The following is a 16486-nucleotide window of genomic DNA, read 5'->3' on the forward strand; positions in this document are numbered from 1 at the left end:
CCAATCGCTAGGCGGCTCAGGCCTAACGCTTCGCGCGTGCGCGACGTTCCCGAGGTGTGCGGGGGCGGAAACCCGCAGCTGGCTGGGTGCGCGAGGTGCCGCTACAGGGCGCCCGTCGTACGCAGGCAGTCCACTTCACCACGCGTCGCGCTCGCCACGTCGCCTGCTTGCGCGGAGAGTTCGATTCCGGTGGCATCCGGTTCCGTCTCGTATCCCGCGTCCTCGAGGCAAGCACGGAGTTCGTCGGCGATGCTCTCGACGTACTGCTCACGTGCCACCTGGACGGAGGGTTGCAGTTGATAGACCTTGTCGACCCACGCGCTGTGCAGGAGCTCGCAGTCGTTTGCGGCGGCGTCGTGCTCAGGTCCCCATGAACCCACAACGCTGACGGAGTAGCCAGGAATGACGACCCCGTCGCGACCCGTGGACTCGACGACTTCTCCGTTCAGGCCTGCGATGTTAAAGCACTCGACGGTCGCTTCGACGGCGGCACGGGCAGACTCGACTGGCATTTCGCCACGTTCCTGAGCCTCGGTGAGTAGGGCGACTTGGGATTGTGCCGCCCCGCTCGATTGGGCATCTTCTAGTGCCTCGTCGACAAGATTATCGAATGTGCCGTCCACTCCACTGTCCTCCTGAGTGGCACACCCCGCGAGCGCTGCTATTCCGATTGCGCACGCCACGAACGACGGCACAATCGGCGTTCGCGTTACTGGTCTCCCGCAGGCGTCATGACAGCCCATTTGCGCCGCCTCATCAGTAACGCAGTCTCACTGCGTCACAAACGTACGCAGAAACAGACACATAGCCGCCGTGAACGCTGCTGTTCCATTTGAAACTAGTCCATCCAGTTGACCCGTGTTCGGTCCACCGACCAGAGAGGGCGAGATGGTAATCGTCTTTGTCTCCATAGGCGTACGCAGACCGATGCCCATAACTTAGGTGTCCCCACGTTGCGTTGAGGTATATCGATCCATCGCTTGCGTAAAGCGGCGATGTGGTGTGGTAGGCACTTGCTGGCGTCGCAATTGTCGTCGCTCCCGCAAGCGCAATTGCTGTGGCAATCCCAACTTTTTGGAGCGTGGCCCTGTAGTTCATATCTCCCCCGAGATGAATTGCAAGTCTATAGTTGGTCGGCGTCTGACACGCTAGCACGCGTTGCGCAATTGCGAACCTTCGGGAATTGGGCTTGAGGCTTCACTTAGGCCTGTGCCGCGCGGGCTTGCTCGCGAAGAATCTACAAGCCGTCGATGCCGACAGCTCCCAAGCAGTCAAAGCCGTCCTGTTCGGCGCCCATGTGCTCCAGTGCAAGTGTGGCTAGATCCCAGCCGTCTGAGTTGTCGTCGGTTTCTACGCCATTCTCACTCAAACACTCGCGCAGCTCTTCTTCTTTCGACTGCACGAATCCGACTAGCAGTTCGCGGGCTCGCGGTTGCTGCTGATATGCGGCGCTTAGCCAGTACGACTCGCTCTCTTCACAGGTTCGGATCAATTCCCAACCTGTCTTTGTGTCAATCTCGTCGCCGTGCGAGGCGCGGTACATCGGGATCTCCAGCCCCGACGCACGCGTCTCATCTACGATGGAGGCGGCCAAGCCCGCCTCCGTCATGCATTCGACGGCTCTTTGGATAGCTGCGCGCATTGTCTCGTAGGGCACTTCGCCCGCTTCCTGGGCCTCACGTAGATTGCTAATTTGAGTCTCACTGGCCCCGCCCGATTCCGCCTCCTCGAGATACGACTCCAATCGCTGCGAGTATGACTGTCCCTCTGCAGTTGGATCCTCGAGAGGGTTTCCCTCTGCGCAACCCGCTGTGGCCAATACTGCCGACATCACAATCAGGGCCGGGATCGCTGAATGCCCAACGGAAGTACCCATTGAACGGCCTACCACTCTGAGTAGTGGGAAGAGATTCGCGTGGTCGTAATGCTCACGACATCATCGTTAATCGCTGGACCCTGATAGACGGTCTGGCCATTTTGCGTCCAACGGACGGTGACACGGAGGTCTGCCCAGTCCGAGTGCTTGGTGAAGGCCCTCATTGCCGATTGGCCCGAAAGGGAGTATTGGCCGTGGTTAGTGCTGCCATGCCAGTGAGACTTCTCGTAGTTCCATGTGTGTGAGCCCGCGTGTGCAGGGCCAGCGAGTGCTACGGTGACGAATCCGGCCGTGATTAGAGTGGCAATCATTTTGCGCATTTCATTTCCTCCCCTGGAGTATCTGCAATTCTCGTAGATTCTCTAGCGGCATGACCGTATCGCTGCTCATATTGAGTGTCAAGGGAGGTTCTCCGTGATAGGTGCGCGTATGCGCGTTAATGCCATGGTTCCGGCGCCCCGGAGTCACTTTTTCAGCGACAGCTGGACGAACGGCAAGCATCGCGAGAATCTCTCGGACGCGTTCGCATTGCGCGTTCGGCCGTGAAATATTGGCCCGTTCCTACCGGTCCTTCAAGGCATTCAAGAGCGTCCCGGTCGGTTTGAGGGCGACCGTGATGACGATGAGGGTCGCGCCGACGAGGGTGAGTGCGGTGTGGGCGCTGACGATGGTGAGGGCGGGGTTGGTGCGGGCACCCAAGGCGAGCGCTCCGGTAATGCCGAGTGCCCAGCCGGCGGCGGCGCCGGCAAGAGCGAGAAGGGCCCATTCACTGAACTGCATGGTCAGACGTGCGGGGGTGCGGACTCCGAAGGTGGCGTAGATGGCGGTGTGGGAGCGGCGGAACCACTGGACGAGTGCCCACATGAGTCCGAGCGCGAGGGCCGACGCTATCCACAGCCACCGCAGGGGGCGGTCTTCGTAGGCGGTGGCGTAGTCGACGGTGAATTCGTTGGAGTAGAGGCGGTCGGCGGCGACGGCGGAGCGGCCGTCGTAGGCGAGGGCTCCGGGCAGGATGTCTCCGACTGCTTGGTGGCGTGCGGCGTCGGTGGCGACGTAGCACACGTCCGCGGTGTCTCCCAGGAGGGATGGCACCAGCAGTGCGCCATCGAATTCGTCGCCCATGGGTGCGGTATCCGCGACGCGTGAGGAGACCAGGCCCGTGCGTGCGCTGGGTGTCGAGTCAGTGGCTTGCCGGATGACTTCTATGGTCTCGTCGTCCAGGACGCCGGTGCGCTCGCTGAAACCAGTGGACAGGATCGCAATGCCGCGAGGGTCCCCATCAACGCCGAGGAATGGCAGCGACCCTGAGGTCGCGGAGTATACGCTGGCACGTCCGCCTGGGACCGAGGCGAGTGCACCGGTGGCGCCGGAGCGTTCCAGGGCAAAAGACGCCTCGACGCCGTCGTAGCTCGCCAGGGATTCACACACGGACGTGGGGATGGGGAGTTGGTCGCCGTCCACGGTGGCGCCGGTGACGACGTAGACGTGCCCACCGGCGTCGATCCAGTCCTGTTCTGCTTCCATGAGCCGGGTCACGCCCAGGGCATCCGCAATGGCGGGGGCGGCAATCAGCCATGTGGTGGCGATGACGACGATCGCGGATGTCCACCGTCCGGTGCGTGCCGTGGCGTGGCCCTCTCGGGCAGCCAGCGATAGGGGCCAGGTTCGCCGACGAGAAGAGGCGGGGCTCATACGCGCGCACCCGAGTGGCCCACGATGCGTCCGTCGCGCAGTTCCAGCACCAGGTCGCACCGCTGCGCAACCGCCGGGTCGTGGGTGACGATGACCACGGTCCGTTGGCCGTGCGCGCCGATCATGGCTTCCAGCACGCTCGCCGAGGTCGTGGCATCGAGCTGCCCGGTGGGTTCGTCAGCCAGGATGATGGGCCTGTGTGAGGCCATTGCACGGGCGATCGCCACGCGTTGAGCCTCGCCACCGGACAGGATCCGCGCTGGCTCGTCCTCACGGCCGGCGAGCCCCACCTGGGCGAGGTAGTCGCGCGCCCTGGCCCGAGCATCGGCCCTGCTGGCGCCATCGGAGTAGGCACCAATCATGACGTTGTCTGCCGCGCTACGGTCGGGCAGCAGTGACACGGTTTGCAACACCCATGATGCGGTGTCGGCAAGCGAGTGCTCCGCTCCCTCAGCGTCAACGGCCTGAATGCTGCCCGATTGCAACGGCAACAGGTGCCCCATGAGGGACAGTAGCGTCGTCTTACCTGATCCTGACGGGCCAATGATCGCCGCCGACGCGCCGTCAGGGATGTCAAACGTGACCTGAGACAGGACTTCGTGGTCGCCGCTCGGGTACGTGAATGAGATCTCGCGCGCCGTTAGCCGCATGCGATGTCCTCCCGGACCTCCCGGGGATTCAGCAACAGCGGCTCACCCGCCAGCGAAAGGTCAACATCCACTGTGCCCAAGGTGCCCCCCAGCGGTGTGATCGGGACCGCGTCGCCAGTAAGGTCGGGGAAGACGCAGGTGCGGCCAGCATCATCGGTCACCACAGCCGGTGCCGGAACCGATGCGACCTCCGTAGGTGTTGCCAAGCGCGTGATCCCCACTCCTTCACCCAGGTCTCCCAGCGCGTCTGCGATGAGCGCAACCGACTCAGGCGCGGTGACGTAGCCGGAACCGGCCTCGTAGTCGACAACCGCGCCGCCCACGTCCAACACCAGCGGACCGTCTGCGCTCATGGTCGGTGGCTCGGTCACCTCGATCGCGCTCATCGACGCCCTGGTGCTGAATACCGCGGTGCCGGGGGAGACGCTGTCGCCCACAGCGACGCTCATCTCGTCGACGGTCGCGCTCGAGGGGCCAGTCCACACCACCGCAGCACGCGACATAACCGTGTTGTTCTTGCCATAGCCGTGTTCTTCGTTGAACTCCTTGATCGCTTGCTCGGTGACATAGCCCGCATCGCCGTCGGCCTCGCCCTCGAGATACCCCAAGTCAATGAGAAGTTGCTGGGCGATAGCCACGTCCGTGCCGTCATTACCGCGCGATACGTCCCTAAACAAGGGCGCATCCGCCGCGTACGCAAACACCTCAGCGGCATCCACAACCATCAAAAGGTCGCCGTGGGAAACGTTACTTCCGGCCGATGCGTGCATAGCCGTGACGGTCCCACTCGCCTGGGTTGTGGGGGACAGGGCGGTGGCGTATTGAACCTTGACACTCACGTTGGTTTCACCCGAGCGCTGCGCAGTCTCCACCGTCCCCGCCAGCGGTGCTGCCGGAGTGGCCGCCTGGAGCGGCGACTCCTCCGACGCCGCAAACACCCACACTCCGGCAGCTAACAGCGGGGCCCCAATTGCAGCGACCAACGCCACGGTCACACCAGTTGAACGAAAACGAGTCATAGTGAAGTGAATCTCCTAGTAGCTGCCAACGCCGGCCTCCGCCATGCAATCTACCTGCTGCTCCGATCGCAGGAAGAGTTCTTGTGAGGGTCCCACGAAGTCCATAAAGTTGTCAGCGTTGTCGTCGAAATCGACGTCCTCCCGCCTGAGGCATTCCTTGATCGCGGGCAACAGAGGCGCATACTGCTGTGCCGTTGCTCCGAGCGACGAGTCGTGAGTGCGCCTTGCGCCTCTCATGCCGAGCCTGCGCGTGCGTTCTGTTGTGAATCGGGACGGTAGGCATGGCAGTGCAGCGCCAGGGCGTGCCTTGGCTGGTTGCTCACCGCCGGATGCGCTGGCTAACTGAGGTAGCGCATCCGTTGTCATTGCGCTTCGCCCACACGCCGCTCGCAATCTGGCCCGTGAACCAACGCCGATCGACACTGTGACTGCCGGAGTACGCGAGATAGCCATTGGTCGCGCAACCTTGGTGCGGCTGCTGCAGTGAGGGCCCCTGGCGAGCATCGGCCCGAACTTCCTCATGTCATTCCGGTTCTCTTCATTGGTTCCGGAAGGGTCCGTTGTCAGGACAATACCGATCGTTGGTAGGTTTCAATGACCCACATTTGTACGGGCACAGCGGGACATGGGCGCGACTCCGCCTAGGGCTGAGAGCAGACCGCGCTAGGCTGACACCCATGCGAATTCTGGTCACGGTCAAGCACACCCCCGACCTCCAATCCCAGCGTTCTTTCACCGACGGTCGCGTCACGCGCTCGGCGGAAGACGGCACCATGAACGAGCTCGACGAGAACGCCGTTGAGGCAGCTCTCCAGCTCGTCGAGGCCGCTGGCGAGGGAGAGGTCTACGCCCTCACCGTTGGTGGGCCCGATGCTGTGGCGGCGGTCCGTAAGGCCCTGCAGCTGGGCGTCAACCACGCTCTGCATGTCTCCGACGAGGCGATCGCCGGCTCGGACGTCTTCGGAACCGCAAAGGTGATCGCGGCTGCCGTGCGCAAGGTGCACGAGGAGGCCCCGCTGGACCTCGTCATCACCGGTATGGCGGCCCTGGACGGCCTGACCTCGATGCTGCCGACCGCGCTCGCGGCGGAACTCGACTGGTCCCAGTTGACCCTGGCATCGGCCCTCTCCGTCAGCGACGGCGAGGCGACCATTGAGCGCCACCTGGCTGATGCCCACGAGACACTCGCGGCGCCACTGCCCGCCGTCGTCTCTGTGACGGATGAGGCCAACAAGCCGCGCTTCCCCAACTTCAAACTCATCATGGCCGCGCGCAAGGCGCCGGTGACCGTGTGGACGCTCGGCGACCTGGGTCTTGACCCCGCGGAGGTGGGGGCAGGAGCCTCACGCACCACGGTGGTGGACGCTTCGCCGCGCCCGCCGCGTGCCGACCGCGTCAAGGTCACCGACACCGGCGACGCCGGCACGCAACTCGCAGACTTCCTCATCGAGAAGGGACTGGCATGACGACCGTCGCAGTACTCATTGACCACCGCGACGGCGCTGTCACCCGGCCCGCGCTTGAGGCGCTCACGCTCGCCCGCTCGCTCGGCACTCCCGTGGCCGTGTGGCTGGGGGAGACCCCTAGCGCCGATGCCGCGGACCAGCTGGGCGAGTACGGCGCCAGCGAGGTGCGCGTCGTCGATGCGGCCGATGCTCGGGTCGCCTCCCGCGCCGCGGTCGCCGTGGGAGCGGCGTCCGAGGACGCCGACGCCGTGATCATGATTTCGACGTTCGTCACCAAGGAGGTGGCGACGCGTCTTGCGCTCGCGACCGGAGCCGGCGTCGTGGTTGACGCCGCGGGTGCCGAGCTCGTCGACGGCAAGGTCGAGACCTTCCAGACTGTGTTTGCCGCCACGTGGGACGTGCGCACCCGGATCAATGCCGACAAGGCGATCGTGGGCGTGCGCCCCAACACCACGCAGGCCACCCCGGCCGAGTCCGCCGGGGCTGCGACGGTCGTCGAGGTGTCCGTGGACCTTCCCGAGACGCGCGAGCGCGTGGTGGCGGTGGAGCCCGTCGAGCAGAGCGACAGCGCGCCCCTGGCAGAGGCTCCGGTTGTCGTGTCCGGTGGACGCGGCACCAACGGCGACTACTCGCTCGTGAGCGACCTGGCCGAGGTGCTGGGTGGTGCCGTGGGAGCTTCCCGCGACGCCACCGACGAGGGCTGGATCAGCCACGAGCACATGGTGGGCCAGACCGGCACCACCGTGACGCCCGCGCTGTATGTCGCGTGCGGCATTTCCGGTGCGGTGCACCACCGTGGCGGCATGCAGGCCTCGGGCACCATCGTGTCGATCAACATGGACCCGGACGCCCCCATCTTCGAGATCTCCGACTTCGGTGTCGTGGGCAATCTCTTCGACGTCATCCCACAGGCGATTGAGCGCATCAAGGAACACCGCGCCAGCTAGCGGGAACCTCATGGATGCATGCTGCGCGCCCGGCCGCGAAGGTGGAGAAGGCCACGAGCACTCGGGGCCTCAGCCCATCTCGCTAGGCCTCGGCGCAGGGTCCGCTGGTGTATCCGCAGGGGCGCACGAGTGGTGTGAGATCCCCGGTGGCACGTTTGCGATGGGGACGGAAGATCCTCAGGGCTACGGCGCCGACGGTGAGGGTCCCATCCACCAGGTGACGTTGCCGTCCTTCCAGATTTCCGCCACCACGGTGACGAACGCGCAGTTCGCGCGCTTTGTCGAGGCGACCGGGCACCAGACCACGGCCGAGCAGTTCGGCTCGTCGTTCGTTTTCGCGGGGCTCTTGCCTGACGACTTCCCGCCCACCCCCGCAGTCGCGGAGGTGCCCTGGTGGCGAGACGTCCAGGGCGCATTCTGGAATAGCCCGTTTGGCCCCGGGTCCTCGATTGACGACATGGGCGACCACCCTGTGGTGCACGTGAGCTGGTTCGACGCCCAGGCCTACGCGCAGTGGGCTGGCGTCTCGTTGCCCACCGAGGCGCAGTGGGAGCGAGCCGCTCGCGGCGGACGTGAGGGCCACCACTTCCCGTGGGGCGACGAGCGCGAGCCCGGCGGTCAGCACCGCATGAATGTGTTCCAGGGACAGTTCCCGGGCAACGACACCGGTGACGACGGCTTCATCGGCACCTGCCCCGTGAAGTCTTTTCCCGCCAACGACTTTGGCCTCTACGAGCCCACCGGAAACGTGTGGGAGTGGTGCGCCGACTGGTTCTCGCCGAACTACTACCGCGAGTCACTGAAGCTTGACCCGCGGGGTCCGGCGGCTGGGCAGGCGCGCGTCACTCGCGGCGGTTCATTCCTGTGCCACGACTCCTATTGCTGGCGTTACCGCACTGACTCGCGCAGCCAGAACACGCCTGACTCCTCGGCCAGCAACGTCGGGTTCCGCGTCGTCGCGATGTCTTAGCCCGCGCCAGTGCGCTAGGCGCGGATGTCGATCGACAACCCCAGTTGCTCCCACTGCTGAACCTCGTCCGCGAGAGCCTTCGCCTTCGCGGCACCTTGGGTGAGCGCGTGCCGTCCGGCCAGCAAGTGCAGCGGCGGAGCCTCAAGGTCCGCGATCTGGAGCAGTACTCGCGCGAGCGCGTGAGGGTCGCCGGGTTGGTTGCCGGGGAGGCGGTCGATCCGCTCCCAATACGGCTCCATGACCTCCGCGTAGTCCGGGTGAATGTCGCGCACCTTCGCGCCTGAGGGAATCCACTGCGACAGGACAGGTCCCGGCTCAATGACCGACACCCGAATGCCCAGGTGCGCGACCTCCTTGGCGAGCGACTCCATGAAGCCTGAGATTGCCCACTTCGACGCGCAGTAGTAGCCCATGCCCGCAGAGCCGCGCACCCCAGCAATCGACGAGATGGTGATGATGTGCCCGGCTCGCTGCTCGCGCAGGTGCGGCAGCAATGCCGTGGTGACGTCAGCGGAACCCCAGAAATTCGTGTCCATCACAGCCCGAGCATCGGCCGGATTGGACTCCTCAATGGTTGAGAAGTACCCGATTCCCGCGTTGTTGACGAGAACGTCGATGGGGCCGTGCGCGATGGCGGTGGCGACCGCGGCGTCGATGCTTTCGCGGTCGGTGACGTCCAGCGGCACGGCGACGACGGTGTCCGGATACTGCGCCACAAGGTCATCGAGGGTGTCGGTGTTGCGGGCGGTCGCGATGACGGTGTCGCCATCGGCAGCAGCCGCTTCCGCCGCTGCCCGGCCGATGCCGGTTGAGCAGCCGGTGATGAACCAGGTAGCCATGGGGTCTCCTTCGTCGTAGCTTCCTCTCAGCCTAGGGGCCGCGTCACGGAATCGTCACGGCACGTTCATGGCGATTTGTCCGTTTCGCCGCGAATCTGAGAGCCAACGCGGTTAGCGTGGAAGGACCTCAACTACCAGGGAGTTTTCTATGCGTGTGGTGACCAGTGCTGTGACAATGGCGTCGCTGTTGGGGGTGGGCGCACTCGTCGCGGCCCCCGCCAGCGCTGCTGATGGCACGGCCTTTTCCGAAGACCTGATTGTCTCCGAGTACGTCGAAGGATCCGGCTTCAACAAGGCCATTGAGATCTACAACGGCACCGATTCAGAGGTGGATCTGACTGCCTACGCAATCGAGCCGTACCAGAACGGCGTGACGAGCCCCTCGTCCAGCATCGATCTGACTGGGACGCTCGCCGCCGGCGACGTGTACGTCCTCGCGAGTTCGACAACCTCCAGCACCAATGACGTCGCTGCGCTCGCGGACCAGACCACCGGCTCCGTCCAGTGGAACGGCGATGACGCGGTCACGCTCGTGAAGGACGGCGCGATCATCGACACGCTGGGCGTCGTTGGGGAGCGGCCGTCATGGGGTCAGAACGTGACGCTACGGCGTGATGCCGACGTCTGCGAGGGAGCCACGACCTATGACGCATCCCAGTGGGAGTCGCTCGCGTCGAACACCGTGGACGGACTCGGCACTCACGAGTCGGTGTGCGGGCCCGAGGGGACGACGGACCCGGGTGACGGCGGAGATGGCGGCGATGGGGGTGATGGCGGAGACGGCGGCGACGCAACGCAGCTGCCGATCGGAACCGTCCAGGGCACGACCGACACCTCCGAGTACGTCGGCCAGGACGTGACAGTGGAAGGTGTCGTTGTCGCTGACTACGAAGGCGACTCGGCCGCCGGCGCGCTGCGCGGTTTCTACGTGCAGAGCCGCGATGGCGAGCACGACGATGACCCCGCCACCTCCGAGGCGATCTTCGTCTTCAACGCGGGCGCCAATGAAGTCGCGCTGGGCGATGAGGTCTCGGTGACCGGTGAGGTCTCCGAGTACCAGGGCCAGACTCAGATGAGTTTCGCGACCGTCACAAACGTAGGAACGGGCGCTTCGGTCACGCCGACGGACGTGACACTCCCGTTCCCCGACGCGGACTACGCGGAGCGCTACGAAGGCATGTTCGTCACGTTCCCCGACGAGCTCACCGTGACGGAGATGTACCTGCTGGGACGCTTCAACGAGGTCTCGGTGTCGGGTATCGGCAAGCTCGATCAGCCCACCGCGGTCGTTGAGCCAGGGGCCGAGGCTGCCGAGCTGCAGGCAAGCAACGACCTCGCGCGCATCAAGGTCGACGACGCGCTGAACCTCCAAAACGCCGACCCGATGGGACGTGGCGGTGCACCCCTTAGTGCGGACAACACGCTCCGCGGCGGCGACACGGTCATCGACCTCACCGGTGTGATGACGTACACCTGGGCCGGCAACTCCGCATCGGGCAACGCGTGGCGTGTGCGCCCGCAGAGCGCCGACGCTCCCACGCCCGATTTCCAGGCCAGCAACAGCCGCCCCACGGAGGCCCCTGCCGTCGGCGGATCACTCCAGGTCGCCAGCTTCAACGTGCTCAACTTCTTCACCACGATCGACGGCTCAGGCCAGATCTGCGGACCTGAGGGCAACAAGCAGTACTGCCGCGGCGCTGACACCGCCGAGGAGCTCGAGCGTCAGACCACCAAGCTGGTGGCCGCGCTGTCCGAGCTCGACGCTGACGTTGTCGGGATCATGGAGATGGAGAACACCCCCGGCGCTGAGCCGCTTGCAGTGCTTGCCGACGCGATGAACACCGCCACCGGCACCACGACGTGGACCTACGTCGACTCCGGGGTCATCGGGACCGACGTGATCCGCGTGGGACTCCTGTACGACTCTGCTGCTGTGGCCGAGGCCGGCGACTTCGCGGTGCTGGACTCCAGTGTCGACGAGCGCTTTGACGACGACCGCAACCGCCCCTCACTGGCCCAGACCTTCGAGGAGGTGGCAACGGGGGAGACCTTCACCGCAGTCGCCAACCACTGGAAGTCCAAGGGCAGCTGCGCGGACAGTGGCCCCGACTCCGACCTGGGCGATGGCGCAGCCTGCTGGAACGAGACCCGCCGCCTGGGTGCCGAGGCCCTCGTGGACTGGCTCGACACCTCACCCACCGGTGTGGTGGACGAGGACGTCATCATCATGGGCGACCTGAACTCCTACGCCCAGGAAGACCCCATCGACGTACTGCGCGATGCAGGCTACGTGGACCTCGCTCAGGACTACTCCTACGTGTTCGACGGCCAGTGGGGCTCTCTCGACTACGCGTTTGGCTCCGCATCGATGGTGGAGCAGGTGAGCGACGCCGCGCACATGCACATCAACGCCGACGAACCGGGCGTGCTCGACTACAACACCGACTTCAAGTCGGCCGCGCAGATCGAGAGCCTGTACGCACCTGACATGTACCGCACGTCAGACCACGACCCCGTTCTGATTGGGCTGGACCTGTTCACTCCGGAGCCCACCTGCTCGGTGTCCTATGACATCAACGGTCAGTGGCCCGGCGGGTTCATCTCGCAGTTGTGGATCACCAACACGGGGGATGAGGCCATCAGCGGCTGGGAGTTGGGCTTCGACTTCGGCGCCGGTGAGGCCGTGACCAACGGCTGGGCTGGAACCTGGAACCAGGATGGCTCCGCGGTGACAGTCGATTCGATGCACTGGAACGGCGCCATCAAGCCCGGCCGGTCCGTGACCATCGGCTTCGTCGGAAGCTCCCCCGACGGCGCAGTTGACGTCTCCGAGTTCACCCTGAACGGTGAAGCCTGCTCGGCTGGCTAACGCGACCCTTAAGGGAGGGCCGATGCTGTGGTCGCCACGGCATCGGCCCTTTCTATGTCCGGGGTTAGGCTTCGTCGGTGCCGAAGATCGGGTCGTTCTCGCCGCCGTACCCAGCGTTACCGATGACCGTGTAGCCCTGTGCGGAGTGTGCGGTGCTGTAGCGCTGATAGAACGTCAGGGCCTGCTCCTCAGAGCGGTCTTGAGCGATCACCCACACGGCGTCAAAGCGACCGTCGTCGAGCGTGACGAAGCCGTCGAAGCACAACGCGATCCGTGCCGCCTCCGACTCGCCGGCGTGGTCGTGTGCGGTCGCCACGCTGGCCTCGAGCGTCCCGGCATCAAAGCGCGTCACGCTGCGCTTGCCTTCGGAATCTTCCTCCACAGTGAAGGGGATCACGGGGCCGTTCTCAGCGGACGCAGCACCGTGATCGAGGGCCATCAAAGCCAGCTGATGAAGCTCGGGCGAACCAGGTATTTCCATGCCACCACGCTAATGGCCGTTCCGTACACTTGCGACGCATGGACACCCACTACCTCGATCACGCGGCCACGACGCCCATGACTGAGGCCGCCGCGCGTGAACAAGCGCGGTTGGCAGGGCTCGTGGGCAACCCTTCGGCCTCGCATGCGGCTGGTCGCAAGGCGCGATCGGTGGTTGACGATGCGCGGGAGCGGCTGGCATCCGCCGTGGATGCTGCGCCGTCGGAGATTGTGTGGACCTCTGGCGGGACGGAGGCTGACAACCTCGCGATCAAGGGCCTGTTCTGGGACCGCCACGACGGGGATCCGGCGCGCACCCGCATTCTTGTCTCCGCAGTCGAACACCACGCCGTCCTCGAGCCAGCCGAATGGCTAGCCGCTCACCACGGCGCGGAACTCGTGCTCATTCCGGTCGACCGCGCCGGAGTGGTCGATGTGGAGTGGCTGCGTAGTGAGCTCGCTGAGAAATCCGAGCGCACCGCACTGATCTCTGTGATGTGGGCCAACAATGAGATCGGCACAATCCAGCCGGTCGCGCAGATCGCCGCGCTCGCGGCCGACCACGCAATTCCGATGCACACCGACGCCGTTCAGGCCGTGGGCCATGTGCCGGTGTCTTTTTCCGACAGCGGCGTCACTGCACTGTCGCTCAGTGCCCACAAGGCCGGGGGACCGGTGGGCGTGGGCGCACTTGTGGTGCGCCGTGACGTGCGCATGACGCCCGTCTCGCACGGCGGGGGACAGGAGCGCCAGGTGCGCTCTGGCACGTTGGATGCCGCGGGGTTTGCTGCGGGATCAGTCGCGATTGCAGACGCTGTGGCGGAGGTTGAGGACGAGGCCGCACGGTTGCGGGCGCTTCAGGCCGATGCCGTGGCCAGGATCCGTGGGGCCGTTCCCGATGTGACGCTCACCGGGGCGCCGCTGGGACCGGGACGGCTTCCGGGCAATATTCACCTGTGCTTTCCCGGCGCCGACCCCGACGCGCTGATGTTCATGCTCGACAGTCATGGGATTCAGTCGTCCACCGGCGCGGCCTGCTCGGCGGGAGTCCACCAGTCTTCGCATGTACTGATGGCGATGGGCTATTCGCCCGCCGACGCAGCCTCGACGATGCGGTTCTCCCTGGGGCACACCACCACGGCCGCGGACATCGACGCCCTGCTCGCCGTACTTCCCGAGGCCGTGGAACGAGCGCGACGCATCCCGCGCGGTTAGTTCACGCGGCCACTAGCGTGGGCGCATGCGCATTGTGCTTGCTGGTGCCTCCGGCGTGATCGGGTCGCGACTGATTCCGCTTCTGCAAGATGGCGGCCACGAGGTGATTGGGCTGACACGCACCGCCGCGCACGTTGACGGGATTAATGCGGCGGGCGCCACCGGTATCCAGGTCGACATCCTGGATGCTGACGCCGTGCGTGCGGTCGTAAGCAAGCATCGGCCGGACCTCGTCATGCACCAGGTGACTGACCTGCCAGATTCCAAACTGGCGCTGCTGTTCAAGGTGCGCGCGCTGGGGCGGATTCGCACCATCGGCACGGACAATCTGGTGGCCGCGGCCACGGCTGTCGACGCGCGCGTCGTCGCCCAGTCGGTCGCGTTCTCGCTACCGCGCCAGGCCCAGCGAGCCATCGACTACCTGGAAGCCGCGGTTCTTGGAGTGCACGGACAAGTCGTGCGCTACGGTCAGTTCTATGGGCCCGGTACGTGGGCCGAGCGGGCGCCGTCAGGCCCCGACGTGGTGCACGTCGACGCCGCGGCACAGGCGACCGCGCGCCTCATCGACGAGCCCGGTGGCGTCGTCGAAGTCCGCGATAGCGGGATTACCCGTCCGTAAGGCCCTGCGCGACGGCCTCGTTGAGTGCCGCGGCGATGTCCACGATGCCGGCGTCGAGCCGCTCGGACTCCCAGTGGTTGATCGCCGTGTCCGTCAGAAGCCCAAAGACCTGATCGTGGGGCACGCCCGCGGACAGGAGTAGCGCGACCGATCCCGCGACCAGCGGCGACGCCATCGAGGTTCCGGACAGGGTCTCGTAGCCGTCGGATCCTTCCGCAAAGATCGTGGTGGGGTAGGTCGGCACTGAGGAGACAATGCGCGATCCGGGGGCAGATACCGCGCGGAAGTCGCCGGAGTTCGTGTAGATCGCGGGCAGTTCTAGCTCGTTCGAGGCGTTGACAACCAACACCTCGGTGTCGAGCTGGTACTGCTGTCCCACCTCTGCGGAGTTGCCTGACGCGGCGACGACGAGCACGCCCGCCTCGAAGGCCGCGGAAATCGAGTCGTTGATGACGCCACCCTTCTCGATGCGACCGAGCAGCCCGGTCTCGTCCAGCGAGAGATTGATAACGTCAGCGTCGTTCTCGACGGCCCAGTCGATTGCGGCGGCGATGTCCTCATTGCCACCCGCGCCGGAGGCGTCCAGCACGCGCAGGGGCATGATCTTGGCGTTCGGGGCGGCACCGATGATCCCCTTGTCATTCGCGGCTGCGGCGGCGATTCCGGCGACGTGGGTGCCGTGACCGTTCTCGTCCTTGGGGTCGTCATCATCATCGACGAAGTCGTAGCCGTCGACGCTGTGGTGGCGCAGATCGGGGTGCGTGGTGTCGACGCCTGTATCGACGACGGCGATCACGATGTCCTCGCCGGTGTAGCCCTGTGACCAGACCTCGGGGATCCGGATCGCGTCGAGACTCCACTGCTCATCGCGCAGGGGGTCCTTCGCGGTGGTTGGGTCGCTCGGGGACGAGCAAGCTACGGAGGTGAGCACGATGCCAGCGGTCAGGACGGTGGCGATGAGGGGACGGCGCATGGCACCGGATTCTTCCAGGTTGTACGCGTCGGCGCCATCCTCGCGAGCACGTTCCCGCACGAGGCACGAGGTTGTCGCGCGCTAGGGTGAGTGCCACCGCGTGAAGGGGAGCAATTCATGACCACAGAGGGTTCGTGCCTGGCCAATGTGAGGGATATGGCCGATGCCGCGCCGGGCCTGCGTGCTGGCGTTTATTACCGCTCAGACGCGCCGGCTGAAGGCGATAGCGCGCCCGAAGGCCTCAATCCGTGGCCGCCGGCAACAGTGCTTGACCTGCGCGGTGCACAGGAAAAGGGCCGCCCTCACGGGCTCGCCGCCGAGAGTCGCATCGTGGATCTCGAGATCTTGGATGAGGCCAATCTCACGGGAGAGCAGGCACGGGCCACACTTGAGTCGCTCGAGGCGCTCTACCTCCACATGACCGAGGGAGCCGCCGCGCGGGCCTTGGTCTCCGCGGTTCATGAACTCGCTTCCGACGAACTACCAGTGCTGTTCCACTGTTCCGTAGGCAAGGACCGCACCGGCGTCTTGGCCGCGCTGGTTCTGTCGCTTCTGGGGGTAGATCGCGAACGCATCGTGGCTGACTATTGCGCCACGGGTCCGCACATGGAAGCCGTCATCGCGCGCATGATGCGCGGCCTGTCCACCGAGTTCGCTCAGGCGGCCTTGAGTTCCGTTCCGCCCGAGGTGTTCGCGGCGCCGGCGCACGCCATCGAGGTCGTGCTCGATCGCTGGGAAGGCGCAGGCGGCACTCACGCCTGGTACCTCGACAACGGAGGCGACGAGGACACCCTCGCCACGCTCAAGGCGCGTTTGCTCGCGTAGCTGGACCCCGGCATCGGCCCGCTACAAGACGCGTACCATGGATGGG

At 65.3% G+C, this 16486-nt stretch carries 17 protein-coding genes; 7 read left to right on the forward strand and 10 right to left on the reverse strand.

The genetic code is table 11. The annotated features are described in order from the left end of the window. Positions 1–101: 101 nt before the first annotated feature. The 7 genes from AOP74_RS08360 to AOP74_RS08390 form a co-directional block, all read right to left on the reverse strand. Complete coding sequence (locus AOP74_RS08360; protein ID WP_061961809.1) at positions 102–623, reverse strand: hypothetical protein; 522 nt, start codon at positions 621–623, stop codon at positions 102–104. Positions 624–1237: 614 nt separating this feature from the next. Beyond that, entirely contained in the window at positions 1238–1876 is a 639-nt protein-coding gene (locus tag AOP74_RS08365; protein WP_152649225.1) for a hypothetical protein, read from the reverse strand. Positions 1877–1884: 8 nt separating this feature from the next. Then, on the reverse strand, positions 1885–2187 hold the full coding sequence (locus AOP74_RS08370) for a hypothetical protein (protein ID WP_152649226.1): 303 nt from the start codon (positions 2185–2187) through the stop codon (positions 1885–1887). A 250-nt stretch (positions 2188–2437) separates the two neighbouring features. Continuing rightward, the gene (locus AOP74_RS08375; protein ID WP_061961812.1) at positions 2438–3568 is read right to left on the reverse strand and encodes a hypothetical protein; all 1131 of its coding nucleotides are present in this window, start codon (positions 3566–3568) and stop codon (positions 2438–2440) included. Further along, the gene (locus AOP74_RS08380) at positions 3565–4218 is read right to left on the reverse strand and encodes an ABC transporter ATP-binding protein (RefSeq protein ID WP_061961813.1); all 654 of its coding nucleotides are present in this window, start codon (positions 4216–4218) and stop codon (positions 3565–3567) included. The genes AOP74_RS08375 and AOP74_RS08380 overlap by 4 nt, the downstream gene beginning before the upstream one ends. Then, positions 4209–5237 carry a peptidoglycan-binding domain-containing protein gene (locus AOP74_RS08385; protein ID WP_061961814.1) on the reverse strand — a complete coding sequence of 343 codons (1029 nt, stop codon included), beginning with the start codon at positions 5235–5237 and terminating at the stop codon, positions 4209–4211. The genes AOP74_RS08380 and AOP74_RS08385 overlap by 10 nt, the downstream gene beginning before the upstream one ends. 15 nt (positions 5238–5252) lie before the next feature. Next, positions 5253–5474 carry a hypothetical protein gene (locus tag AOP74_RS08390; protein WP_061961815.1) on the reverse strand — a complete coding sequence of 74 codons (222 nt, stop codon included), beginning with the start codon at positions 5472–5474 and terminating at the stop codon, positions 5253–5255. 440 nt (positions 5475–5914) lie between these two features. Here AOP74_RS08390 and AOP74_RS08395 point away from each other — a divergent pair, with 440 nt between their 5' ends. Genes AOP74_RS08395 through AOP74_RS08405 form a run of 3 tightly spaced genes read left to right on the forward strand, consistent with a single transcriptional unit; the run spans position 5915 to position 8620 of the window. Further along, positions 5915–6703 (forward strand): electron transfer flavoprotein subunit beta/FixA family protein, encoded by a 789-nt coding sequence (locus AOP74_RS08395; RefSeq protein ID WP_061961816.1) that lies wholly within the window; start codon positions 5915–5917, stop codon positions 6701–6703. Further along, entirely contained in the window at positions 6700–7650 is a 951-nt protein-coding gene (locus AOP74_RS08400) for an electron transfer flavoprotein subunit alpha/FixB family protein (RefSeq protein WP_061961817.1), read from the forward strand. The genes AOP74_RS08395 and AOP74_RS08400 overlap by 4 nt, the downstream gene beginning before the upstream one ends. A 10-nt stretch (positions 7651–7660) precedes the next feature. Next, complete coding sequence (locus AOP74_RS08405) at positions 7661–8620, forward strand: formylglycine-generating enzyme family protein (protein ID WP_061961818.1); 960 nt, start codon at positions 7661–7663, stop codon at positions 8618–8620. A gap of 14 nt (positions 8621–8634) precedes the next feature. On the opposite strand, the gene AOP74_RS08410 is transcribed toward AOP74_RS08405, so the two are convergent. Then, positions 8635–9459, reverse strand: a complete 825-nt coding sequence (locus tag AOP74_RS08410) for an SDR family NAD(P)-dependent oxidoreductase (RefSeq protein ID WP_061961819.1) — start codon at positions 9457–9459, stop codon at positions 8635–8637. A 148-nt stretch (positions 9460–9607) separates the two neighbouring features. Here AOP74_RS08410 and AOP74_RS08415 point away from each other — a divergent pair, with 148 nt between their 5' ends. Further along, complete coding sequence (locus AOP74_RS08415) at positions 9608–12328, forward strand: ExeM/NucH family extracellular endonuclease (RefSeq protein ID WP_061961820.1); 2721 nt, start codon at positions 9608–9610, stop codon at positions 12326–12328. Positions 12329–12392: 64 nt separating this feature from the next. Here AOP74_RS08415 and AOP74_RS08420 read toward each other — a convergent pair whose 3' ends face one another. Then, positions 12393–12809, reverse strand: coding sequence for a hypothetical protein (locus tag AOP74_RS08420; protein WP_061961821.1), 417 nt, complete (start codon positions 12807–12809; stop codon positions 12393–12395). A 38-nt stretch (positions 12810–12847) separates the two neighbouring features. Between AOP74_RS08420 and AOP74_RS08425 the strand changes: the two genes are divergently transcribed. Next, positions 12848–14023 carry a cysteine desulfurase family protein gene (locus tag AOP74_RS08425; protein ID WP_061961822.1) on the forward strand — a complete coding sequence of 392 codons (1176 nt, stop codon included), beginning with the start codon at positions 12848–12850 and terminating at the stop codon, positions 14021–14023. A gap of 25 nt (positions 14024–14048) precedes the next feature. After that, positions 14049–14642, forward strand: coding sequence for an NAD-dependent epimerase/dehydratase family protein (locus AOP74_RS08430; RefSeq protein ID WP_061961823.1), 594 nt, complete (start codon positions 14049–14051; stop codon positions 14640–14642). Here AOP74_RS08430 and AOP74_RS08435 read toward each other — a convergent pair. Next, positions 14629–15675, reverse strand: coding sequence for a S8 family serine peptidase (locus AOP74_RS08435; RefSeq protein WP_201774303.1), 1047 nt, complete (start codon positions 15673–15675; stop codon positions 14629–14631). The genes AOP74_RS08430 and AOP74_RS08435 overlap by 14 nt on opposite strands. Positions 15676–15732: 57 nt before the next feature. On the opposite strand from AOP74_RS08435, the gene AOP74_RS08440 reads away from it, so the two are divergent. After that, positions 15733–16440, forward strand: a complete 708-nt coding sequence (locus AOP74_RS08440; RefSeq protein ID WP_082096141.1) for a tyrosine-protein phosphatase — start codon at positions 15733–15735, stop codon at positions 16438–16440. The last annotated feature ends 46 nt before the right edge of the window (positions 16441–16486 follow it).

This window comes from Demequina flava (genome assembly GCF_000975035.1).
In the GTDB taxonomy this organism is placed as follows: domain Bacteria; phylum Actinomycetota; class Actinomycetes; order Actinomycetales; family Demequinaceae; genus Demequina; species Demequina flava.